This is a genomic window from Streptomyces sp. NBC_00250, from assembly GCF_036192275.1.
In the GTDB taxonomy this organism is placed as follows: Bacteria; Actinomycetota; Actinomycetes; order Streptomycetales; family Streptomycetaceae; genus Streptomyces.
Window position 1 is genome coordinate 6,025,986 of sequence record NZ_CP108088.1, and the last position, 23,666, is coordinate 6,049,651.

A 23,666-nucleotide genomic window follows, 5' to 3' on the forward strand; every position below is an offset into this window, starting at 1 on the left:
AAGTGCAGGCTAGCAGCAGCTGTAAGAGAAGTTGATCAGCCCTTGGTCCTAGGCCGATCGCCCGATCGCGGAGTGCTTCCGCGCGCTCCGCCGAACGGGCCCATCGATGCTGGAGCCGGGACCATCAAGATCCATAACGTGCCGGCATGAGACTCCCCCTGAGACTTCTCGCGGCGACCGCGCTCCTCGCCGTGCTCGGCGCCACCCCCGCCGTCGCCGCCCCCGAGGACTGGCAGCGGGTCGGCACCGACACCCGCAGCGGCATCAGCGGCGTCGCCCACGAGGGAGCGGGCGCGCTGGTCGTCCACGACAACAAGCGGACCGGACAGCAGCGCCTCTCCCGCCTCGCCTACGCGGAGGGTCCCGCCACCGTCACCCCGCTCACCTGGACCGGGGCCGAGCCCATCGACCTGGAGGCCGTCGAGGCCGTCCCCGGCGCACCCGGCGACTACCTGGCCCTCGCCTCCCGCGGCATGGTCTACCGCATCAAGGTCGACGGCGGCACCGCCACCGTCCTCGACCACTCCCCGCTCCCGGGGATCGGCGAGGGCGACGACTTCGAGAGCTTCGCCCTCGTGTCCAGGGACGGGAGGTTCGCCGCGCTCTGGGCGGACCGCGGTGCCGGTACGGACCGGCCCGCCACCCTGTACGCGGCGCCGCTGTCGTTCGCGTCCTGGGGCCAGGTGCTCTTCGGCGCCGTCAGCCGACGGGACTACCGGTCGACGTATCCGACCGACGCCGGGACGCGCCACATCTCCGACATCACGGTGACCGACTCCGGCCGGATCCTGGTCGGTTCGGCGTCGGACGCCGGGGACGACGGCCCGTTCGACTCGGCCGTGAGCGACGCGGGCCGGGTGACCCTCTCGTCCGCCGGCCGGGTACGGATCTCGCTCGACGCGGCACCGAAGGTCCTCGGCACCTTCCCCGGCTACAAGATCGAGGCCGTGGAGTGCCTGCCGGATACGGGCGACGCCCTGCTCGGCACGGACGACGAGAACACCGGCGGGTACGTCCGGACAGCCCCGTACTGCGGAGTCTGACCCCGTACCGACCCCACCCCCTCCGAACACGGCACCGCGCCCCGCCGAGCACGAGCTGCTCGACGGGGCGCGATGTGTGTCGGGAAGGGGAAGGGAGGCTCAGACCTCCTCGGCCACCGGCCCCCGCAGCTTCTGGCGGGCGAAGCCGACGGCGGCGAGCAGGAGCGTCAGACCGCCCGTCCAGTAGAGCTGCACCCGCGTGCCCTCCTCACGGGCCATCAGGACGAAGATCGCCGCCATGCCGGCGAGCGCCACCCAGGTCAGCACCGGGAAGGCCCACATCCGCACGACCAGCTTCTCGGGCGCCTCGCGCTCGGTGCGGCGGCGCAGCACCAGCTGGGAGGCGGCGATGAAGAACCAGACGACCAGGATGATCGCGCCGATCGTGTTGAGCAGCCAGACGAAGATGTCGTCCGGACGCCAGTAGCTGAGCAGCACACAGGCGAAGCCGAAGACGGAGGAGACGAGCACCGCCGGACGCGGGACCCCGCCGAAGGTGCGGCCGAGCGCCTTCGGGCCCTGGCCGCGCGAGACGAGCGAACCGGCCATGCGGGAGGCGCCGTAGATGTTGGCGTTCATCGCCGACAGCAGCGCGACGAGCACGACCACGTTCATGATCTGGCCGGCCGCCGGGATGCCCAGGTGGTCGAGGGTCGCGACGTACGGGCCCTTCTCGACGACCGCCTTGTCGCCCCACGGGACGAGGGTGACGATGACCGCCATCGAGCCGATGTAGAAGAGCGCGATCCGCCACATCGCCGTACGGACCGCCTTGGCGACGCCCTGCACCGGGTGCTCCGACTCGGCCGCCGCGATGGTGACCGTCTCCAGACCGCCGTACGCGAAGACCGAGGCGAGCAGACCCACGATCAGGCCCTCGGAGCCGTGCGGGAAGAAGCCGCCGTCGCCGGTGAGGTTCGCGGTGCCGGGGGCGTCCGTGCCGGGCAGGACGCCGACGATCGCGAGGACGCCGATGCCGAGGAAGAGGACGATCGCGCCGACCTTGAGCGCGGCGAACCAGAACTCGAACTCGCCGAAGTTCTTCACGGCCGCCAGGTTGGTGACGCAGAAGACCAGCATGAAGAGCGCGACCCAGGCCCACTCGGGGCTGTCCGGGAACCAGCCGGTCATGATCTTCGCGGCGCCGATGCCCTCAAGGCCGACGGCGACACAGAGCAGGAACCAGAACGCCCAGCCGGCGGTGAAGCCGGCCCAGGGGCCGAAGGCCCGCTCGGCGTGCACGGAGAACGAGCCGGAGGCCGGGTTCGCCGCGGACATCTCGCCGAGCATCCGCATCACCAGCATCACGAGGATGCCGGAGATCGCGTAGGCGATCACGATCGAGGGCCCGGCGGCGGCGATGCCGGCGCCGGAGCCGACGAAGAGCCCGGCACCGATGACGCCGCCGAGGGCGATCATCGAGAGATGGCGCTGCTTGAGGCCGTGGGTGAGGCCCTCGGCAGGTGCGGTCGCGCCGTCCTTGCGGTCGGCCGGCGCGGGCGCGGTGGTCCGAGACATGGGCGAGCCCTGTTCACTAGCTGAGACGGGGAGGGAGCCCACAGTCTGTGGGGCACCACCGCTCACAGGGAACGCATGTCCGCTATACGGGCACGACCTTCACACAAGGTGAAGATTCAGCTGCGTTTCGTACGGAGCTCCCGGGCCCACGCCACGAGCAGCACCGCCCCGGTCGCCGCCCCCGACCACAGCACCTGCGGCCGGGCCGCGTCATCGGTCAGCATCAGGACCAGCACCGCGCCCATCGCGGCGAGCGCCACCCAGGTCAGCCACGGGAAGCCCCACATCCTCAGCGTCAGCGTCTCCGGCGCCTCCCGCTCGATCCGGCGCCGCAGCCGCAGCTGCGACACCGCGATCAGCGCCCAGACGAAGAGCAGCACCGCGCCGACCGCGTTGAGCATGTACAGGAAGACGGAATCCGGCCACTTCAGATTGAGCAGTACGGAGACGAAGCCGAAGGCCACCGAGGCGAGCACCGCCCGGCGCGGCACCCCTCCGCCGGAGACCCGGAGCAGCCCCTTCGGCGCCTCCCCGCGCTCCGCGAGCGAGAACACCATCCGCGAGGAGCCGTACAGGTTCGCGTTGAGCGCCGAGAGCAGCGCCACGAACACCACCACGTTCATGATCTGGCCCGCCGCCGGCACCCCTATGGAGTCCAGGACCGCGACGTACGGCGACTCGCCCGGCTTCATCGAGGTCCAGGGCAGCAGCGTCACGATGACCAGCATCGAACCCACGTAGAAGAGGAGGATCCGCCAGACCGCGCTGCGCACCGCCCGCGCCACGTTCCGCGCCGGGTCGTCGGACTCGGCCGCCGCGATGGTGACGACCTCCAGACCGCCGAAGGCGAAGACGACCGCGAGGACTCCGGAGATCACTCCCGACCAGCCGTTGGGCAGGAAACCGCCCTGCCCGGTCAGGTTCGCGAGCCCCACCGGATCCGTGTCGGGCAGCCGGCCCGTGATCGCCAGTGTGCCGAGCGCCAGGAAGAGGACGATCGCGCCGACCTTCAGCGCCGCGAACCAGAACTCGAACTCTCCGAAGTTCTTCACCGCCGCGAGGTTGGCGAGGGTGAACACGATCATGAAGATCAGCACCCAGCCCCACTGCGGGACCCCCGGCACCCAGCCGTTCGCGATGCGCGCCGCGCCCGTCGCCTCCACGGCGAGGACGACGACGAGCAGGAACCAGTACAGCCAGCCCACCGAGAATCCGGCCCACCGGCCGAGCGCGCGCTCGGCGTGCACCGAGAAGGCCCCCGAGGCGGGCATCGCCGCCGACATCTCGCCGAGCATCCGCATCACCAGCATCGCGAGCGCCCCGGCGATCAGATACGAGACCACGATGCCGGGCCCGGCGACGGCGATGCCCGCGCCCGAGCCGACGAAGAGTCCGGCGCCGATCACGCCGCCGAGCCCCAGCATCGTCAGATGACGCTGCTTCAGACCGTGGGAGAGGGGCTCCGGTTCGGAGGCGAAGGAGTCGTGCATGTGGGGGCTCGTGCTCTCTGACGGTTTATGGAGACCCCACAGTCTCTCCAGTGAACGACCCCTGGCGCAAAAGGGACCTCCGCGCACGAGTTCCTAGTGACAAGCGTCACGTGGCGAGAGGTGTGATCGGCGGGGTTTGTTCGATCTCCACGAAGCAGTCGACCGTCGCTTTGTCGGCGGCTGACGGTGATCGAGCGTTCACTCCTGGCATACCGTCAAGGCGTCCCACCCACCCTCACCCCCCCGCGGAGTACCGATGAGCACCGCCGCAGCCCCCGTCCGTTCCCTCCGTGCGGGCACCGTCCTCGCCGACCTGCTCCCGGCGAGCCGCACCCGCGACATCGCGCTGGTCGTCGGCGGCGCCGCCCTCACCGGCCTCGCCGCGCAGCTCTCCGTCCCGGTCCCCGGCTCCCCGGTCCCGGTCTCCGGTCAGACCTTCGCCGCCCTGCTCGTCGGCACCGCGCTCGGCGCCCGCCGCGGCTTCCTCGCCCTGGCCCTGTACGCAGTGGCGGGCATGGCGGGCGTGCCGTGGTTCGCGCAGGCCTCCTCCGGTTACGCGATGCCGTCCTTCGGCTACGTCCTCGGCATGCTGCTCGCCTCGACCGTCGTCGGCGCCCTCGCCCGCCGCGGCGCGGACCGCTCGGTGCTCCGCACCGCCGGCGTGATGGTCCTGGGCTCCGCGATCATCTACGCGGTCGGCGTGCCCTACCTGGCGCTCGCGACCGGCATGAGCCTCGGCCAGGCCGTCGCGGCCGGCCTCACCCCGTTCCTCATCGGCGACGCCCTCAAGGCGGCCCTCGCCATGGGCGCCCTGCCGGCCGCCTGGAAGCTGGTCGGCGGCCGCAAGGGCTGAGCCGTCCGCGCGTACGAAGAGGGCCCGTCGTTCCCCGAGGAACGGCGGGCCCTCTCGCGTGGGTGCCCCGGGCGCTAGACGCGCTCGGAGATCTCGGCCGGCTCCTTCGCCGAGGCCTTCGTCACGCGCTCCTTGACCAGCGCGATCGCGATCACCAGCGCGGCCACGAGCAGCGAGAGCACGACCTGCTCACGGGCGCTGCCGCCGTCGTAGAGCATGTAGCCGAGGACGAAGACGATCATGCCGATCGTCGCCCAGGTCAGGTACGGGAAGAGCCACATCTTCACGACGAGCTTCTCCGGCGTCTCGCGCAGGATGATGCCGCGCATCCGCAGCTGGGTCACGCAGATGACCAGCCAGACGAAGAGCGCCACCGCGCCGGAGGAGTTCAGCAGGAACGCGAAGACGGTGTCCGGCCACTTGTAGTTGAAGAAGACCGCGACGAAGCCGAAGACGACCGAGCCGAGGATCGCCGCCGTCGGCACGCCCCGCTTGTTGACCTTGGCGAAGGCCTTGGGCGCGTCACCGCGCCGGCCGAGCGAGAAGGCCATGCGGGAGGCGGTGTAGAGACCCGAGTTCAGGCAGGAGAGCACGGCGGTGAGGACGATCACGTTCATGATCTGACCGGCGTGCGCGATGCCGATGGAGTCGAGGGCGGCGACGTACGAGCCCTTCTCGACGATCGACTTGTCGTTCCACGGCAGCAGCGTCAGGACGACGAAGATCGAGCCCAGGTAGAAGACGCCGATCCGCCAGATCACGCTGTTGGTGGCCTTGGTGACCGCCTTCTGCGGGTCCTCGGACTCACCGGCGGCCAGCGTGACGATCTCGCTGCCCATGAAGGAGAAGACGACCATCAGCACACCGGTGAGGATCGCTCCCGCACCCATCGGGAAGAAGCCCCCGCTGTCGGTGAGATGCGCGAATCCGGCGCCCGGGTTGTCCGAGCCGGGCAGCACGCCGAAGACGGCGAGCATGCCGATGACGACGAAGGCGCCGATGGCGACGACCTTGATGCCGGCGAACCAGAACTCGAACTCGCCGTAGGAGGCGACCGAGCCGAGGTTGGTGGCGGTCAGCACCACCATCACGATGAGCGCCCAGCCCCACTGCGGGACGGCCGGGATCCAGCTCTCCAGGATCTTGGCGCCTGCGGTCGCCTCGACGGCGAGGACGACGACCCAGAAGAACCAGTAGAGCCAGCCGATGCTGAAGCCGGCCCAGCGGCCGAGGGCCCGGTCGGCGTAGGCGGAGAAGGAGCCGGAGGACGGCCGGGCGGCGGCCATCTCGCCGAGCATCCGCATGACGAAGACGACCATGGCGCCGACGAGCGCGTAGGACAGCAGGATCGCGGGACCGGCTGCGGCGATGCCGGAGCCGGAGCCGACGAAGAGACCGGCACCGATGACGCCACCGATGGCGATCATCGACAGGTGGCGGTTCTTGAGACCGGCCTTGAGGCCGTCGGAGGAGTCGGGGGCCCCGAGGGCTCCGGTCTCCTCGCCGTCCTTCGTCAGGGTCGGTTGCGAGTTCATGAACGCTTCCTTGCGTGTGGGGGGCGCTCGGATCGCGAGCCCGAGCATTGAACCCTGTGAACAGGGATGATCGGAAGACCTCATTCCGGATTGTTGTGCGGGCCACGGTGCGAGAGGCGAAGGTCCGTACCAGGTCGGGTGAAGGTCCCGACCCCGCTGCCTGCTACCCGGCTCCCGACATGCCACACTCGGCTTCATGCGCGTCTACATCGGTTCCGACCACGCCGGCTTTGAACTCAAGAACCACCTCGTCGAGTGGCTCACGGCTCACGGCCACGAGCCCGTCGACTGCGGTCCCCACATCTACGACGCCCTGGACGACTACCCGCCGTTCTGCCTGCGTGCCGCCGAGAAGACGGCCGCGGACGCGGACAGCCTGGGCATCGTCATCGGCGGATCGGGCAACGGCGAGCAGATCGCCGCGAACAAGGTGAAGGGGGTGCGCGCCGCCCTCGCCTGGAGCGAGCAGACCGCCGCCCTCGGCCGCGAGCACAACAACGCCAACGTGGTCTCCGTCGGCGGCCGGATGCACACCCGGGAAGAGGCGACCAAGTTCGTCGAGATCTTCCTGAACACCCCGTACTCCGGTGACGAGCGTCACACCCGCCGGATCGACATGCTCACCGCGTACGAGACCACCGGCGAGCTCCCCCCGATCCCGGCCCACCACCCGCAGGAGCCGACCGCCTGATGCCCGAGGGGCACACGATCCACCGACTGGCCGCCGACCACCGGGAACGGTTCGGCGGCCGGTCCGCGCGGGTGACCAGCCCGCAGGGCAAGTTCACGGACTCGGCGGCGCTGCTCGACGGCGCGGTGCTCGACACCACCGAGGCCCACGGCAAGCACCTCTTCCTCGGCTTCGCCGGCATGGGCTGGGTCCACATCCACCTGGGCCTCTTCGGCAAGGTGAACTTCGGCGACGCGCCCGCCCCGCCGCCCACCGACACGGTCCGGCTGCGCCTCGCGAACCAGGAGTCGTACGTCGACCTGCGCGGCCCCACCACGTGCGCCCTGATCACGGACGCCGAGAAGCGGGCGATACACGACCGCCTGGGCCCGGACCCGCTCCGCGCGGACGACGACCCCGACAAGGCCTGGCACCGCGTCTCGAAGTCCCGCACCACCATCGCCGCCCTGCTCATGGACCAGAAGGTCATCGCGGGCGTCGGCAACGTCTACCGCGCCGAGGTCCTCTTCCGGCACGGCATCGACCCCTACCGCGCGGGCAAGGACCTGACGCGCCGCGAATGGGACGCGATCTGGACGGACCTGGTGGCGCTCATGCGCGAGGGCGTCCGTCTGAACCGCATCGACACGGTCCGCCCCGAGCACACCCCCGAGGCGATGGGCCGCCCGCCGCGCGTGGACGACCACGGCGGCGAGGTCTACGTCTACCGCCGCGCCCACCTGCCCTGCCACCTCTGCGCGACGGAGATCCGCACGGCGGACCTGGCAGCCCGAAACCTCTTCTGGTGCCCGGGCTGCCAGACGCGCTAGGGGGCGCGCCCCGCTAGAACCCGTGCGGCAGCCACGGCGCGACCGGCGACCCGAACGCGACGGACGCCTCGGTCAGCGCCCCCTCGCGCAGCTCCCGCACCCGCCCGGCCCCCGCCAGCGACGCCAGCGAGATCCCGCCCAGGTACGCCGCGCCCAACTCCCGTACGGAAAGGGAGAGATCAGCCGCATCGGCCGTCCGGACGCACGTCGCGCCCTTCTGGTCCCCGACCAGCCGCCACCGCCCCTCGTTCCACGGACAGAACGCGTCCTCGACCTCCAACACCACATCCACCGGCGCCTGGTACGTCCGCGCCTCCAGCGCCGCCCCGACCTCCACGAGGCGCAGATGCAGGGCGTCCCGCAGACGCGGCGCGCAGCGCCGGATGTCGCTCACCAGGTGCTGCCAGCCGTCGTCCACCGGCCGGCTGAGGATCCGCACCTCCGAGGTCAGGTCCACCGAGCAGAGGAACCGCCACAGCGCCGCCTCCGCCGCCGGGTCGAGACCGAACAGCCGGTGCACGATCACCGCCCCCGTCGCCCCCTCGAACGACCAGTCGGGCTTGATCGCGTAATGGGCGTAGCCCACGACCTCCCCGTCCCGCTCGGCGAGCACACAGAGCCGCGGCGACGCGCCCTCCCGGTCGCCCGCCGGATCGAGCAGCGCGAGGCGCTCCCAGCCGGGCATCGAGGCGAGCATGCCCGGACGCGTGGGCACGAGGCGCGCGTACACGGCCTCGCACGCCGCCGAGGACTCGGTGGGATCGGCCAGCCGGAGCCGCACCTCGTCCGTGCCCTCCGGCACCGTGAGCCGCACCCGCGTGGTGTCGATCGTCGTCCGCGCCGTGTACGCGGTGACGCCGTACCCGAACCGCCCGTAGATCTCCGGCTCCGAGGCCGTGAGCACCGCGATCGACTCGCCGGCGGCCCGCAGGTCGTCCAGCTGCCGTCGCATCATCGACGTCAGGATCCCGCGCCGCCGGTGCGTACCGGCCACGCTCACCATCGTCACGCCGGCGGCCGGGACCGACGCCCCGCCCGGCACCGTGAGCCGGAACGTGAACGCCCCCGCCGTGCCGACGCACAGGTCACCGTCCCAAACCCCCAGAGAACGGTCGAACTCGGTCAGATCACGCCACAGCGTCCGCTCCTCCGGGGCCTCCGCCACACCCCCGAAGGCCAGCTCCAGGACCTCGTACCAGCGGTCCCACTCCGTCGGGTCGAGAACCCGCAGTTCAGTAGTCATATGCCATCGATATCAGCGGCGCCCGCCCGGGGCGACCCGATTTCGCGCACATTGTCACCGGGGTACCCCTGCGCGATGTCGGACGGGATGGATAGGGTCCAGGCCAATGGGACACCGCGCAGGAGTGAACACGTACGCGGCCCGCATGCGCAGACGCGCCCGCCGGGCCCGCATCGCGCTGCGCAAGTCCGGCGTCGACTACTTCCGCGGGGACGGCTCCGACTGGCTCGCCTTCGCCGGACTCCTGCTGATGATTCCGGCCATCGCCGTCGGAACCCTCCTCGACCCGGTCTGGTGCGCACCCGCCGCACTGGTCCTGCCCATCGTGGCCGGCGGCCTGCTGCTGCGCCCCGCGAGCCTGCTCGGCCTGTACGCGGCCGCCGCGGGCGCCCTCATCGTCGAGTCCGTCGTCCTCGGCCCGTACACCCAGGGCCCCGCACGGGTGACCCCCGGCACCGTCCTGGTCGTCGCCGCCTGCGGCCTCTTCGGGCTGCTCATCGCCCAGTTCCGGGCCCGCGTCGGGGTGCCCTGGCGGCGCGGCGGCACCATGCTCTTCGACCTGCGCGAACGCATCCGCGTCCAGAGCGCCCTGCCCCGGCTCCCGCAGGGCTGGCACCGCGAGATGGCACTGCGCCCGGCCGGCGGCCAGTCCTTCTCCGGCGACTTCGTCGTCGCCGCCCGCACCCACGGCGGCCGCACCCTGGAGGTCGTCCTCACCGACGTCTCCGGCAAGGGCATGGACGCGGCCTCCCGCTCCCTGCTGCTCTCCGGCGCCTTCGGCGGCCTCCTCGGCTCGCTCCCGCCGGACGGCTTCCTGCCCGCCGCCAACGGCTATCTGCTGCGCCAGAACTGGGACGAGGGCTTCGCCACCTCCATCCACCTCGTCCTCGACCTGGAGTCCGGCGACTACGAACTCTTCTCCGCCGGCCACCTGCCCGCCCTGCAGCTCCACGCGGGCAACGGACGCTGGGAGGAGAAGGCCGCCGACGGACCCCTGCTCGGCGTCTACGACGGCGCCGAGTTCCACCCGGTCAAGGGCTCGCTGCGCCCCGGCGACGTCCTCATGCTCTTCACCGACGGCCTCGTCGAGGCCGCCGACCGGGACATCGCCGAGGGCATCGACCGCCTCACCGGCGAGGCCGACCGCTGCGTCGCCGAGGGCTTCGACGGCGTCGCCTGGCACCTGATCGAGGCCGTCGCCAAGGACGTCAACGACGACCGGGCCCTGCTGCTCATCTCCCGCCGCGCCTGAACCCGCGCATCAAGCGTCGCCGGGACGATTCGTCACCAGGCAGCGGGGGCAGGGGGGTTGGTGGCACGATGGAGACAGCGGGGGGTGTTCCGGGACACGGACTCCCTGGTGGGCAAGGTGGGACCGACCGAGGGTGTGATCAGTTGTGGCCATTTCACTGTCTGTGGTGTTGCTGTTGGCAATCATCCTGGTGGTGCTGATCCGTGGGGGGAGCCTCAAGGGCGGCCCGGCCGTGGTCGCGGTGCTCTTCGGCTTCTTCCTCGCCTCGACCGGCATGGCCGACGACATCCAGCGCTTCCTCGACTCGATAACGCAGACGGTCGCCTCCATAAAGTTCTGAGCGGGCGTGCCGCGCGTACGACGAAGGGCCCCCGCCGAGACCGGCGGGGGCCCTTCGCGCGAGACCGGTCGACTCAGAACAGCCGCGTCCCGGCCGGCACCGCGCCCTGGACGGCCTGGGCGGCGCCCGGAGCCCTGTCCTCGCCCACCGGACGCAGCGCGAGCGCGCCCTGCCGGTCAGCGGTGACCAGGTCGATCCGCTCGTCCGCGGTCAGATCCCCGACGGCGACCAGCGACGGCGCCTGCCGGACGCCGAAGCCCGAGGCGGCGACCGTCACCGGTGCGACCAGCTGCTGCGGAGCGTCCGTGCCGTAGTCGACGCCGAAGTACTCCAGCGTGCCGCTACGGGTGTCACGCGCCCAGAACGCCCCCAGGAGGGCGTTCGGGGTGGTGTCCGAGGCGACGAGCTCCTTCGTGCCCCAGCCGCTCGCGGCGAGGACCGTCGGCTCGGCGACGTGGATGCCCTGCCAGCTGGAGTACACGGTGAAGTAGAGCAACTGGCCGTTCTTCACGGCGACCAGGCCCGGAGAGCCGTAGTCCTGGCGGCTGATCGCGAACCGGGTGACACCGGACCAGTCGAAGCCGGTGATCTCCACCGGCTCCCCGAAACGGCCCTCGCCGTCACCCGGGTACGCGAACAGCTTCCCGTCCCGCAGCGCCACGAGGTCGTTGCGGACGTCGTTCGCCTCCTGCGGCCCGTACCGGTTGACCAGCCAACCGGCCCGCGCCACCCGGGTGTTCGCCCAGTCCCGGGTGTCGGCCACGGCCGGAGCCGCGAAACCGCCGCCCTCCCGGCCCGCGAGCAGCGTCAGCCGGCCCGCCGCGTCGACGCCGAGCAGATCGGGGCGGCCGTCACTGTCGTAGTCGCCGAACGGCTCGATGAACGGGCGGGTGACCCAGTAGTCGGCGTTGGCGGTGTCCGAGAGGTTGCCCGCCCGGTCGAAGGCCCGCACCCAGACGCTGGCCGGCCCGGCCCGCTCCGGAGTGACGAAGGTCGTCGTGACGGCGGCACCGTCCGCGCCGACCGGGACGCGGCGGTCGCCCTCGCAGGAGAACGTGCCCGTGTCGGCCAGCGGGTCGAGGCAGAAGTACGCGGCCTCCGTCCCGGCCGGCAGGCTGATGCGCACCGTCCGCACGGTGCCGGAAGGCGCCCCGTTCGGGTACGACGCGGCGTCCAGGAACTCGACCGTGGGAGTGGCGGGCCGGGTCTGGTCGGTACCGAAGCCGCAGGGCGCGGTCCACGCGGAGGCGCCGTCCGTGCTCTCGATCCGGGCCTGCCACCAGTACGGGCCCTCCGCCGGAATGTGCCCCTTGGGAACCACCAGTGTGGCCACCGATCCGGGCGATGCGGAGACGGCGATGTCGGCGACGGGAGTCTCCGAGGCGCCCTCCTTCCACACCCGGAACCGGGCGTCCAGGGAACTGCTGGGGTTCTCGCCCTCGACCCGCACGGACAGGCTGACGTCGGTGTTCCCCACCCAGGGCAGCTCGCCGCCCGTCACGCACCCGCCCGGCCACGCCGTGGGCTCGGTCGCCGTGTACGGGTACTCGGCGGCGTGCGCGGTTCCCCCGCCGAGCAGCCCGGCCGCACAGGCCAGCGCCAGCGCGGCCACCACGGCAGGTCTTCTCTTCTTCTCCATGTGTTCCCCTCCCCGGATCCGTTGATCAACGGCGGGAACGTAACCGCAGGCAGGGCGGGCGCGCGAGGAAATTCCGGCGAAACAGAGGGGTCCGCGCCAGACATGGCCGGGAAACGACCACGGCCCGGTCCGCGAGAAGCGGACCGGGCCGTGGGCCTGTTGGAGCGGGTGACGGGAATCGAACCCGCGTAGCTAGTTTGGAAGACTAGTGCTCTACCATTGAGCTACACCCGCACAGCATCGCGCCGCAGGTCACGAGGACCGCGGCACGAAGAGCATGGTAGCGGTTCCGGGGCCGTTCGCGCACACCCCGAAATCAGGGGGCGCCGGACAGTCCCCGTCCATGTACCCTACGTGTCGCACCGACGGGGTGTGGCGCAGCTTGGTAGCGCGTCCGCTTTGGGAGCGGAAGGCCGTGGGTTCAAATCCCGCCACCCCGACCATGACGATCACGCGGCCACGTCGCGCGCTCTTGATCACGTTGTGGGCGTCATCCCGCTAGCGGTTACTATGCAAGCTGCGTGCCCGTGTGTCTTTCTGACCGGGCCGACCCGCCGGAACCGCCACACAGCGGCGACGGTGGATTCCAGGAATCAGCCACAAGGAGACCGAACCGTGAAGAGCGCCGTGGAGACCCTGAACCCGACCCGGGTTCGGCTCACTGTCGAGGTGCCCTTCGAGGAGCTCAAGGACAGCCTCGACGCGGCGTACAAGAAGATCAACCAGCAGGTCACGGTCAAGGGCTTCCGTAAGGGCAAGATCCCTGCTCGCGTGATCGACCAGCGGTTCGGCCGCGGCGCCGTGCTGGAAGAGGCCGTCAACGACGCGCTCCCGAAGTTCTACACCGCGGCCGTCAACGAGGCCGACGTGAACCCGCTCGGCCAGCCCGAGGTCGACATCACCGAGCTGAAGGACGGCGAGCTGCTGGCCTTCACCGCCGAGGTCGACATCCGCCCGACGCTCGAGATCCCGGACTACTCCGGCATCGAGGTCACCGTCGACGCGGTCGAGGTCACCGACGAGGACGTCGAGAAGTCCGTGGAGCAGCTCCGCGAGCGCTTCGCCTCGACCTCCGCGGTCGAGCGTGCCGCCCAGGACGGCGACGTCGTCACCATCGACCTCGAGGCCAAGGTCGACGGCGAGGTCCTGCCCGACGGTGTCGCGAGCGACGTCTCGTACACCATCGGTTCGGGCGAGCTGCTCGACGGCATCGACGAGGCCGTCAAGGGCCTGGAGGCCGGTGGCGAGGCCACCTTCACCTCGCAGCTGAAGGGCGGCTCCGCCGAGGGCAAGGACGCGGAGGTCGCCGTCAAGGTCACCACCGTCTCCGCCCGTGAGCTCCCCGAGCTCGACGACGAGTTCGCGCAGATGGCGTCGGAGTTCGACACCCTCGACGAGCTCAAGGCCGACAGCCGCAAGCGCCTCGAGAACATGAAGCAGTTCGACCAGGCCACCCAGGCCCAGGAGCGCGTCCTCGACGAGCTCCTCAAGCTGGTCGAGGTCCCGATGCCCGAGAAGCTTCTCGAGGACGAGATCAACACCCGCAAGCACAACCTGGAGCACCACCAGCTCGGCCAGATGGGCCTCGACCTCGCGAAGTACCTGGAGATCCAGGGCAAGACCGAGGAAGAGTTCCTGGCCGAGACCAAGGAGCAGGCCGAGAAGGGCATCAAGACGCAGTTCATCCTCGATGAGCTCGTCAACAAGGAGAAGCTCGACGTCTCCCGCGAGGAGCTCACCGAGCACCTGTTCCGCCGTGCCGCCTCCTCCGGCATGAGCCCCGACCAGTTCGCCCAGGCCGTGGCCGAGGGTGGCCAGGTTCCGATGCTCGTCGGCGAGGTCGCCCGCGGCAAGGCCCTCGCGGTCGTCGTCGAGGCCGCCAAGGTCCTCGACACCAACGGTGAGGTCGTCGACCTCTCCGACGACGAGGACGAGGTCGAGACCGCCGCCGAGGCCGTCGAGGCCGTCACCGGCGAGGCCGAGGTCTCCGAGGACAAGTAAGGGGCCCTCCGCCCCGCGCGGACCCCGCTCCACGGGCCCGTACGCACTCCAGTGCGTACGGGCCCGTGGACGTACGAGGACCCGGTTACGCGCCCCCAACTACCTTGCGCTCCCAGCGAACAGTTCGGGAACCGGGATGGCGTTGTCCTACCTGCGCGTTAGGGTCCATGAAGAGAGGGCAGTGCCCTCGGAACGAGACGCTGAGACGGCCCTGGCCGTCGGAGACGAGCAGGTGGATACGTGACGAATCTGAAGCCTTACGCCGCGGGTGAGCCGTCCATCGGTGGCGGCCTCGGCGACCATGTCTACAACCGGCTGCTCGGCGAGCGGATCATCTTCCTCGGCCAGCAGGTCGACGACGAGATCGCCAACAAGATCACCGCCCAGATGCTCCTCCTGGCCGCCGAGCCGGAGAAGGACATCTTCCTGTACATCAACAGCCCCGGCGGCTCGGTGACGGCGGGCATGGCGGTCTACGACACCATGCAGTTCATCCCGAACGACGTCGTCACCATCGGTATGGGCATGGCGGCCTCGATGGGCCAGTTCCTGCTCACCGCCGGCACCCCCGGCAAGCGCTTCGCGCTGCCGAACACCGACATCCTGATGCACCAGGGCTCCGCCGGCATCGGCGGCACCGCCTCCGACATCAAGATCCAGGCCGAGTACCTTCTTCGCACGAAGAAGCGCATGGCCGAAATCACCTCGCACCACTCCGGCCAGACCGTCGAGACGATCATCCGCGACGGCGACCGCGACCGCTGGTTCACCGCGGACGAGGCCAAGGACTACGGCCTCATCGACGACATCATCACCCACGCCGCGGGCGTTCCCGGCGGCGGCGGCACGGGCGCCTGAGCCCGGCAGACCGCTGAAGATCCCCAGCCCCCGCCGAACGCCACCAGGACGGTGAACACCCAGATGCAGAACAACCTCTCCGCGAGCGGCCTCTACACCGGCGCGCCGATGGACAACCGCTACGTCGTGCCGCGCTTCGTCGAGCGCACCTCGCAGGGCATCCGCGAGTACGACCCGTACGCGAAGCTCTTCGAGGAGCGCGTGATCTTCCTCGGCGTGCAGATCGACGACGCCTCGGCCAACGACGTCATGGCGCAGCTGCTGTGCCTGGAGTCGATGGACCCGGACCGTGACATCTCCATCTACATCAACAGCCCCGGTGGCTCCTTCACCGCGCTGACGGCGATCTACGACACCATGCAGTTCGTGAAGCCGGACATCCAGACGGTCTGCATGGGCCAGGCGGCCTCCGCCGCGGCCGTGCTGCTCGCCGCCGGTACGCCCGGCAAGCGGATGGCCCTGCCGAACGCCCGCGTGCTGATCCACCAGCCGTCCGGCGGCACCGGCCGTGAGCAGCTCTCCGACCTGGAGATCGCGGCCCGCGAGATCCTGCGTATGCGCAGCCAGCTCGAGGAGATGCTGGCCAAGCACTCCTCGACGCCGATCGAGAAGATCCGCGACGACATCGAGCGTGACAAGATCCTCACGGCCGAGGACGCCCTGGCGTACGGCCTGGTCGATCAGATCGTCTCGACCCGTAAGAGCACGGCCTCCGCGGAGCGCTGACGCCCGACCTTCCCGTGGCACGGTACGCATGGCCGAATCCCGACCATGTGAACCGTGCCAAGGGGGGCCCGAACGGGGGGCCCGGCAAGGTACCGTCGAATATGAGGCACCAGGAGTCGCTGAACCAAGCGCTCCCAGGCGAAGGGGAAGCACCTCGTGGCACGCATCGGTGATGGCGGCGACCTGCTCAAGTGCTCGTTCTGCGGAAAGAGCCAGAAGCAGGTGAAGAAGCTCATCGCAGGACCCGGTGTGTACATCTGCGACGAGTGCATCGACCTCTGCAACGAGATCATCGAGGAAGAACTCGCGGAGACGAGCGAGGTGCGCTGGGAGGAACTCCCCAAGCCCCGCGAGATCTACGAGTTCCTCGAGGGATACGTCGTAGGTCAGGAGCCCGCGAAGAAGGCCCTCTCGGTCGCGGTGTACAACCACTACAAGCGCGTCCAGGCCGGCGAGAACGGCGGCGGGGCGGGGCGTGACGACGCCATCGAGCTGGCGAAGTCCAACATTCTGCTGCTGGGCCCCACGGGCTCCGGCAAGACGCTCCTGGCCCAGACGCTGGCGCGCATGCTCAACGTTCCGTTCGCCATCGCCGACGCGACGGCGCTGACGGAGGCCGGCTATGTCGGCGAGGACGTCGAGAACATCCTGCTGAAGCTGATCCAGGCGGCCGACTACGACGTCAAGAAGGCCGAGACCGGGATCATCTACATCGACGAGATCGACAAGGTCGCCCGTAAGAGCGAAAACCCGTCGATCACCCGCGATGTCTCCGGCGAGGGCGTGCAGCAGGCCCTCCTGAAGATCCTGGAGGGCACCACCGCCTCCGTGCCGCCGCAGGGCGGCCGGAAGCACCCGCACCAGGAGTTCATCCAGATCGACACGACGAACGTGCTCTTCATCGTGGGCGGCGCCTTCGCCGGCCTGGAGAAGATCATCGAGTCGCGGGCGGGCGCCAAGGGCATCGGCTTCGGGGCGACCATCCGCTCCAAGCGCGAGATCGAGGCGAGCGACCAGTTCCAGGAGGTCATGCCGGAGGACCTGGTGAAGTTCGGGATGATCCCCGAGTTCATCGGCCGTCTCCCCGTCCTCACCTCCGTCCACAACCTGGACCGCGAGGCGCTCCTCCAGATCCTGGTCGAGCCGCGGAACGCACTGGTGAAGCAGTACCAGCGCCTCTTCGAACTCGACGGTGTGGAACTGGACTTCGACCGCCCGGCCCTGGAGGCCATCGCCGACCAGGCGATCCTGCGCGGCACCGGCGCGCGTGGCCTGCGGGCCATCATGGAGGAGGTCCTCCAGTCGGTGATGTACGAGGTCCCGTCCCGCAAGGACGTGGCCCGCGTCGTCATCACGGCGGACGTCGTCCGCAACAACGTCAACCCGACGCTGGTCCCGCGGATCGTGAAGAACGACGGCAGGCACGAGAAGTCGGCCTGAGCCGTACGGACATGGAAGGGGCGCCCCGCCGGTCGGCGGGGCGCCCCTTCTCCGTGTGCGTGCCGTGGATCAGAGCTTGACGCGGATCTCCTTGCGGAGCTTGGCGGTGATGGCGGCCGCCTCCTCGCCGGTACCGGCCTTGCCGGCGAGCAGCGAGGCCACGTCGATCGGGACGACGAAGCCCACCGTGCTGTGGTCGGCCCAGATGCACATGGTGATGCTCATCGCGGGGGTTCCCTCGGTGGCGTCGGCCTCGGCCTTGCTCTGCTGGCACTTGAGGACCGCGCCGTCGGCCTCCGCGGGCGTGTACGCCTCGGGGCTGCCGACGAGCTGCGGCTCGTCCTTCTTGCCCGCGTCCTTGTCGGCCTCGGCCTTGATGCTGGCGAAGATGGTGTCGACGACCTTTTCCGGGTCGTCGATCTCGCCGTAGAGCCCGCTGAAGGAGAGAGCCTTGCCCGCCAGGGGGTTGCTCTTGTCCTCCACCTTGTAACTGGCGTCGACCTGAGTGGCGTTCTTGACGCCGCTCTTCTCCGCCTGCTCCAGGAACTTCTTCCCGTCGGAGTCCTTCTCCTTGGCGTCCTTCTTGTACTCGGTGAGTACCGTGTCCGGGGTGGTCAGCTTGTGCGGACCGTCGTCCGCGACCGACGCGCCGCCCCCGCCCAGAACGAAGTACGCGCCCACGCCGAGCGCCGCGACCACCGCGACCGCGCCGATGATGAGGCCGGTCTTGGACTTCTTCGGGGCCGGCGGGTGCGGTACGTAGCCGCCGGGGCCCTGGGGGGCGCCGTACTGGGGCTGCTGGCCGTAGGGGCCGGGCTGCTGGCCCTGCTGCGGGTAGCCGTACGGCTGCTGCTGCGGCGGGACGCCCTGCGGGGCCTGCTGGGGGTAACCGTAACCGGGCTGGGGGGCCTGCGGCTGGCCGTACGGGCCCGGCTGCTGCGGCTGCTGGCCGTACGGGCCCGGCTGCTGGCCGTAGGGCCCGGGCTGCTGCGGCTGCTGGCCGTACGGGCCCGGCTGGTTGTAGCTCATCGACAGGTTCCCCTCACAGGATGTTTATGCCTACCGAACATCCTGGCGGAACCGTCGGCGCGGAAGTGCGGCGGGGGCCACACCGTTACCGAACCAAAGCGTTTCAGGACAGGGCGAGGACACCCCTAAACTGGCCCCGTGACCGAGAACACTCAGCAGCAGACAGCGCCCACCACCGAACTGCCGACCACCTATGCGCCGGCCGAGGTAGAGGGGGAGCTGTACGAGCGCTGGGTAGACCGGGGGTACTTCACCGCTGACGCGAACAGCGACAAGCCGCCGTACACCATCGTCATCCCGCCGCCGAACGTCACGGGCGCCCTCCACCTGGGCCACGCCTTCCAGGTGACGCTCATGGACGCACTGACCCGCCGCAAGCGCATGCAGGGCTTCGAGACGCTTTGGCTGCCGGGCATGGACCACGCGGGCATCGCGACCCAGAACAAGGTCGAGCAGCAGCTCGCCGAGGAGGGCAAGTCCCGCCACGACCTGGGCCGTGACGAGTTCGTCGAGCGCGTCTGGCAGTGGAAGGACGAGTACGGCGGCCGGATCCTCGGCCAGCTGCGCCGCCTCGGTGCCGGTCTCGACTGGTCGCGCGAGCGCTTCACCATGGACGAGGGCCTCTCCAAGGCCGTCCAGAAGATCTTCAAGGACCTCTACGAGGACGAGCTGATCTACCGCGCCGAGCGCATCATCAACTGGTGCCCGCGCTGTCTGACCGCCATCTCCGACATCGAGGTCGAGTACCAGGACGACGCCGGCGAGCTGGTCTCCATCCGGTACGGCGAGGGCGAGGACTCGCTGGTCGTCGCCACGACCCGCGCCGAGACGATGCTCGGTGACACGGCCGTCGCCGTCCACCCCGAGGACGAGCGGTACAAGCACCTGGTCGGCAAGCAGATCAAGCTGCCGCTGACCGACCGTACGATCCCCGTCGTCGCCGACGAGCACGTCGACCCGGAGTTCGGCACCGGCGCCGTCAAGGTGACCCCGGCGCACGACCCGAACGACTTCGAGATCGGCCGCCGCCACGACCTGCCCTCGCTCACCGTCATGGACGAGCACGGCGTCATCACCGTCCACGGCCCGTTCCTCGGCCTGGACCGCTTCGAGGCCCGTTCGACGATCGTCGGCGCGCTGAAGGAGCAGGGCCGGATCGTCGCCGAGAAGCGCCCGTACATGCACTCCGTCGGCCACTGCTCGCGCTGCAAGACGACCGTCGAGCCGCGGCTCTCGATGCAGTGGTGGGTCAAGGTCGGCCCGCTGGCGCAGGCGGCCGGCGACGCCGTCCGCGACGGCTCCGTCGAGATCCACCCGAAGGAGCTCTCCAGGCGCTACTTCGACTGGGTCGACAACATGCACGACTGGTGCATCTCGCGCCAGCTGTGGTGGGGCCACCGCATCCCGATCTGGTACGGCCCCGAGGGCCAGGTCGTCTGCGTCGGACCCGACGAGGAGGCGCCCGGCACCGAGGCCGAGGGCTGGACCCAGGACCCCGACGTCCTGGACACCTGGTTCTCCTCCGGTCTGTGGCCGTTCTCCACGCTCGGCTGGCCGGAGAAGACCCCGGACCTGGCGAAGTTCTACTCGACCGACGTCCTGCTCACCGGCCACGACATCATCTTCTTCTGGGTCGCCCGGATGATGATGTTCGGTCTGTACGCGATGGACGGCGAGGTCCCCTTCAAGACCGTCGCCCTCACCGGCCTCGTCCGCGACGAGTTCGGCAAGAAGATGTCGAAGTCCAACCCGAACGCGGTCGACCCGCTGGACTGGATGGACGCGTACGGCTCCGACGCCGTCCGCTTCACCCTGGCCAAGGGCGCCAACCCGGGCGCCGACGTCCCGATCGGCGAGGACTGGGTCCAGGCGTCCCGGAACTTCGCCAACAAGATCTGGAACGCGACCCGTTTCGCGATGATGAACGGCGCCACGATCGAGGGCCCGCTGCCGGACGCCTCCGAGATGTCCGCCACGGACCGCTGGATCCTGTCCCGCCTCAACGAGACGGTCGCGCAGGTCGACGCGTACTACGAGGACTTCCAGTTCGCCAAGCTCAGCGAGTCGCTCTACCACTTCGCGTGGGACGAGGTCTTCGCCTGGTACGTCGAGCTGTCGAAGACCACGTTCTTCGCGGGCGGCGAGGGCGCCAAGGTCTCCGGCCGGGTCCTCGGCGAGGTCCTCGACGTCATGCTCCGGCTGCTGCACCCGATCGTCCCGTTCGTCACCGACACCCTGTGGACCACCCTCACCGGCGGTGAGTCCCTGGTGATCGCCGACTGGCCGAAGGACAGCGGCTTCCGCGACAAGGCCGCGGAGCAGGAGATCGAGCTGGTCCAGCGGGTCGTCACCGAGGTCCGCCGCTTCCGCAAGGAGCAGGGCCTGCAGGACGCCCAGAAGGTCCCGGCCCGCCTCACCGTCGACGGCACCCCGCTCGTCGCCCACGAGGCCGCCATCCGCCAGGTCCTGCGCCTCCAGCCGGAGGGCGAGGGCTTCTCCGCCACCGCCTCCCTGCCGGTCGCCGGTGCCACGGTCGCGCTCGACCTGTCGGGCACGATCGACGTGGTCGCGGAGCGCAAGCGCCTCGCGAAGGACCTCGCGGCCGCGGAGAAGGAGAAGGCCCAGGCGAACGGGAAGCTCGGCAACGAGGCGTTCCTGGCCAAGGCCCCGGACAACGTGGTCGACAAGATCCGCGGTCGCCTCGCCAAGGCGGACGAGGACATCGCCCGCATCGAGGCCCAGCTGGCGAGCCTGCCGCAGGCCTAGTACGGCATGACGAAGGGGCCCGGAACCGTGTCACGGTTCCGGGCCCCTTCGCGTACTCGCTTTTCAAGTAGGAATAGGGACGAAGTGCCCGATGTCACATCAGACGGGACTTCAGGTCCACGACGTCGGGACGAAAGACCTTGGATGATGGAAGGCATGCTCCGCCTCCCCACCGTCCCCGCGCTGCGCCGTTGCGTGGACCGGTGGGCGGTCTCGCCCCGCGCCCTCGACGTCGTCGCCGCGCTCAGCGCCTTCGGCCTCATGGTGCTGGACGTGCCGGGGCTCGCCCGCGCCGACAACTCCCTGACCGGGGTCACCGCGACCCTGGTCCTCGCGGCCGGGGCCGCCACCCTGGCGCTCCGGCGCCGGCTGCCCTGGGTGCCGTACGTGGTGGCGCTCGGCCTGATGGGCTGGCTGCACGAACTGACCATGATCCAGTTCGCGCTGTACTCGATCGGCCGGTACCGGGGGCGGCGCGCCGCCGTCGTCGCCACCCTGCTGTACGTCGGTGTCGCCTACGCCCTCTTCCAGACGCCCGGCTGGCCGGCCAGACACGGCGACACCCTGAGCGACTTCCTGAGCCTGGTCGTCCCGATCGGTGTCCTCGCGGCGGGCGTCGGCATCGCCGCGTACCGGCAGGACCTCGTCCGCGCCCTGGAGGTCCAGCGGCGCGAGGCCGTCGCCCGGGAGGCCGTCCAGGAGGAGCGGATCTCCGTCGGCCGGGACGTCCACGACCTGGTCGGCCGCGAGCTGACGGTCCTCGCGGTGCGGGCCGAGGTCCTCGCCGTACGGGCCAGGGGAGAGGCCCACCAGAAGGACTTCGAGGAGCTCGCGGACACCGCCCGGCGCGCCCACCTCATGCTCAACGAGACGATCGTGCGCCGCGCCGACCGGGACGCGGCCACCCCCGGCCTCGAAGGGCTCTCCGCGCTCGCCGGGGAGAGCGAGCGGATGGGCGGCGCCGTCGAGCTGACGGTCGCCGAGGAGGCGAAGGCGCTGTCGCCGCTGCGGCAGGCGGCCGTCCACCGGGTCGTCCAGGAGTGCCTGACGAACGCCGCCAAGCACGCGCCCGGGCTGCCCGTGACCGTCGTGATCACGCTGGAGGGCCCCGACCTGCGCATCGAGGTGCGCAACCCGCTGCCGAAGACCCCGCCGGACCCGGCCCCCGTCTCGACCGGCACCGGCCTGCTCTCGATGGAGGAGCGGGTCACCAGCATGGGCGGCACGCTGAGGGCCCGCCGGGAGGACGACGGCTACCAGGTGACGGCGCTGCTCCCGACGGGCCTGCAGCGCTAGGTGCGGCCCGGTACCGGCCGGCGCCGACGGCGTGCCGTGCCGCCCGGTGCCGACAGGCCCCGGTGCCGACAGGCGCCGACGGCCCCCGCCACCCGCTGAGACGCGGTCAGCGCACCGTCTCCGCCTTCCCCATCACCCGCTGCAGCCCGTCGAAGTCCTCCACGCACCGCCCCGACCCCAGCGCCACACAGTCCAGCGGCCGGTCCGCGACGAAGACCGGGATGCCGGTCGCCGAGGCCATCCGCAGATCGAGGCCCGGCAGCAGCGCCCCGCCGCCGGTCAGCACGATGCCGTGCTCCATGACGTCGCCGGACAGCTCCGGCGGGCACTCCTCCAACGTCACCCGTACCGCCGAGATGATCGCCTCCACCGGCTCGTCGAGCGCCGTCCGCACCTCCGGCACCGTCAGTTCCACCGTCCGGGGCAGTCCGCTGACCTTCTCCCGGCCGCGCACGGTGAAGGTCCGCGCCTCCCGCTCCTCCTCGCCCGGCACCGGCCAGGCCGTGCCGATCGCGACCTTCACGTCCTCGGCGGTCCGCTCGCCGATGAGCAGCGAGTGCTCCTTGCGGACGTAGTCGGTGACGGCCGCGTCGAGGCGGTCGCCGCCCACCCGCAGCGACTGGGCCGTGACGATCCCTCCGAGCGAGATCACCGCCACCTCGGTCGTACCGCCGCCGATGTCGACGACCATCGAGCCGCGCGGGGAGGAGACGGGCAGCCCGGCGCCTATCGCCGCCGCCATCGGCTCCTCGATCAGATGGACCGCCCGCGCGCCCGCCGAGAGCGAGGCGTGCACGATCGCCCGCCGTTCGACCTGGGTGACCCCGCTCGGCACGCACACCACCATGCGGGTACGGGGCCGGCGGCGGCCCGGGACGGCCTTGCGCACGAAGTGCCGGATCATCTCCTCGGCCGCCTCGTAGTCGCTGATCACGCCGCCCCTGAGCGGGCGGATCGCGGTGATCGAGCCCGGCGTACGCCCGATGGTCTCCTTCGCCTCCGTGCCGACCGCGAGCGCCTGCCGCGAGCCGTCCTGAACCGCCACCACCGACGGTTCGTTCAGGACGATGCCCTGGCCCCGTGCGTAGAGGAGCGTGTTCGCCGTGCCGAGGTCGATCCCTATGTCCATGATCGCCA

19 protein-coding genes and 2 tRNA genes are annotated in these 23,666 nt (G+C 70.4%); 13 read left to right on the forward strand and 8 right to left on the reverse strand.

Features of this window, described 5'->3' with window-relative positions; genetic code table 11:
• Positions 1-146: 146 nt before the first annotated feature.
• Positions 147-1,043 (forward strand): hypothetical protein, encoded by an 897-nt coding sequence (locus tag OG259_RS27250; protein WP_328944650.1) that lies wholly within the window; start codon positions 147-149, stop codon positions 1,041-1,043.
• Between the two features lie 99 nt (positions 1,044-1,142).
• Here OG259_RS27250 and OG259_RS27255 read toward each other — a convergent pair whose 3' ends face one another.
• On the reverse strand, positions 1,143-2,561 hold the full coding sequence (locus tag OG259_RS27255; protein WP_328944651.1) for an amino acid permease: 1,419 nt from the start codon (positions 2,559-2,561) through the stop codon (positions 1,143-1,145).
• Between the two features lie 116 nt (positions 2,562-2,677).
• A complete protein-coding gene (locus OG259_RS27260; protein ID WP_328944652.1) occupies positions 2,678-4,051 on the reverse strand; it encodes an amino acid permease in 1,374 nt (457 codons plus the stop codon).
• Between the two features lie 256 nt (positions 4,052-4,307).
• Between OG259_RS27260 and OG259_RS27265 the strand changes: the two genes are divergently transcribed.
• Positions 4,308-4,904, forward strand: coding sequence for a biotin transporter BioY (locus OG259_RS27265; protein WP_266891904.1), 597 nt, complete (start codon positions 4,308-4,310; stop codon positions 4,902-4,904).
• Positions 4,905-4,978: 74 nt separating this feature from the next.
• Here the strand turns inward: OG259_RS27265 and OG259_RS27270 are convergent, their stop codons facing one another.
• Positions 4,979-6,439, reverse strand: coding sequence for an amino acid permease (locus OG259_RS27270; RefSeq protein WP_328944653.1), 1,461 nt, complete (start codon positions 6,437-6,439; stop codon positions 4,979-4,981).
• A gap of 196 nt (positions 6,440-6,635) precedes the next feature.
• Here OG259_RS27270 and OG259_RS27275 point away from each other — a divergent pair, with 196 nt between their 5' ends.
• The gene (locus OG259_RS27275; protein ID WP_328944654.1) at positions 6,636-7,130 is read left to right on the forward strand and encodes a ribose-5-phosphate isomerase; all 495 of its coding nucleotides are present in this window, start codon (positions 6,636-6,638) and stop codon (positions 7,128-7,130) included.
• Entirely contained in the window at positions 7,130-7,939 is an 810-nt protein-coding gene (locus tag OG259_RS27280) for an Fpg/Nei family DNA glycosylase (protein ID WP_328944655.1), read from the forward strand. The genes OG259_RS27275 and OG259_RS27280 overlap by 1 nt, the downstream gene beginning before the upstream one ends.
• 13 nt (positions 7,940-7,952) lie before the next feature.
• Here OG259_RS27280 and OG259_RS27285 read toward each other — a convergent pair whose 3' ends face one another.
• The gene (locus OG259_RS27285) at positions 7,953-9,182 is read right to left on the reverse strand and encodes a GNAT family N-acetyltransferase (protein WP_328944656.1); all 1,230 of its coding nucleotides are present in this window, start codon (positions 9,180-9,182) and stop codon (positions 7,953-7,955) included.
• A 106-nt stretch (positions 9,183-9,288) separates the two neighbouring features.
• Between OG259_RS27285 and OG259_RS27290 the strand changes: the two genes are divergently transcribed.
• Positions 9,289-10,434: a PP2C family protein-serine/threonine phosphatase gene (locus OG259_RS27290; protein WP_266891895.1), complete on the forward strand. Its 1,146-nt coding sequence runs from the start codon at positions 9,289-9,291 to the stop codon at positions 10,432-10,434.
• 145 nt (positions 10,435-10,579) lie between these two features.
• Positions 10,580-10,774 (forward strand): hypothetical protein, encoded by a 195-nt coding sequence (locus OG259_RS27295; RefSeq protein ID WP_266891893.1) that lies wholly within the window; start codon positions 10,580-10,582, stop codon positions 10,772-10,774.
• 73 nt (positions 10,775-10,847) lie between these two features.
• On the opposite strand, the gene OG259_RS27300 is transcribed toward OG259_RS27295, so the two are convergent.
• Positions 10,848-12,413: a hypothetical protein gene (locus OG259_RS27300; protein ID WP_328944657.1), complete on the reverse strand. Its 1,566-nt coding sequence runs from the start codon at positions 12,411-12,413 to the stop codon at positions 10,848-10,850.
• Positions 12,414-12,573: 160 nt separating this feature from the next.
• Positions 12,574-12,647, reverse strand: a tRNA-Gly gene (locus OG259_RS27305).
• 132 nt (positions 12,648-12,779) lie between these two features.
• Here OG259_RS27305 and OG259_RS27310 point away from each other — a divergent pair.
• The 5 genes from OG259_RS27310 to clpX all read left to right on the forward strand — a co-directional run bounded on the left by OG259_RS27310 (position 12,780) and on the right by clpX (position 17,438).
• Positions 12,780-12,856: transfer RNA gene (locus tag OG259_RS27310), tRNA-Pro, on the forward strand.
• Positions 12,857-13,028: 172 nt separating this feature from the next.
• A complete protein-coding gene (tig, locus tag OG259_RS27315) occupies positions 13,029-14,414 on the forward strand; it encodes a trigger factor (protein ID WP_328944658.1) in 1,386 nt (461 codons plus the stop codon).
• A 240-nt stretch (positions 14,415-14,654) separates the two neighbouring features.
• Positions 14,655-15,272 carry an ATP-dependent Clp protease proteolytic subunit gene (locus OG259_RS27320; RefSeq protein ID WP_266891887.1) on the forward strand — a complete coding sequence of 206 codons (618 nt, stop codon included), beginning with the start codon at positions 14,655-14,657 and terminating at the stop codon, positions 15,270-15,272.
• 63 nt (positions 15,273-15,335) lie between these two features.
• On the forward strand, positions 15,336-15,998 hold the full coding sequence (locus OG259_RS27325) for an ATP-dependent Clp protease proteolytic subunit (protein WP_328944659.1): 663 nt from the start codon (positions 15,336-15,338) through the stop codon (positions 15,996-15,998).
• Positions 15,999-16,154: 156 nt separating this feature from the next.
• Positions 16,155-17,438 (forward strand): ATP-dependent Clp protease ATP-binding subunit ClpX, encoded by a 1,284-nt coding sequence (clpX, locus tag OG259_RS27330; RefSeq protein ID WP_024755522.1) that lies wholly within the window; start codon positions 16,155-16,157, stop codon positions 17,436-17,438.
• A 69-nt stretch (positions 17,439-17,507) separates the two neighbouring features.
• On the opposite strand, the gene OG259_RS27335 is transcribed toward clpX, so the two are convergent.
• Positions 17,508-18,467 carry a hypothetical protein gene (locus OG259_RS27335; protein ID WP_328944660.1) on the reverse strand — a complete coding sequence of 320 codons (960 nt, stop codon included), beginning with the start codon at positions 18,465-18,467 and terminating at the stop codon, positions 17,508-17,510.
• Positions 18,468-18,605: 138 nt separating this feature from the next.
• Here OG259_RS27335 and OG259_RS27340 point away from each other — a divergent pair, with 138 nt between their 5' ends.
• On the forward strand, positions 18,606-21,233 hold the full coding sequence (locus OG259_RS27340; protein WP_328944661.1) for a valine--tRNA ligase: 2,628 nt from the start codon (positions 18,606-18,608) through the stop codon (positions 21,231-21,233).
• Positions 21,234-21,389: 156 nt separating this feature from the next.
• Positions 21,390-22,529, forward strand: a complete 1,140-nt coding sequence (locus OG259_RS27345) for a sensor histidine kinase (protein WP_328944662.1) — start codon at positions 21,390-21,392, stop codon at positions 22,527-22,529.
• A gap of 106 nt (positions 22,530-22,635) precedes the next feature.
• Here OG259_RS27345 and OG259_RS27350 read toward each other — a convergent pair whose 3' ends face one another.
• Positions 22,636-23,658: a rod shape-determining protein gene (locus OG259_RS27350; protein ID WP_328944663.1), complete on the reverse strand. Its 1,023-nt coding sequence runs from the start codon at positions 23,656-23,658 to the stop codon at positions 22,636-22,638.
• Positions 23,659-23,666: the final 8 nt, after the last annotated feature.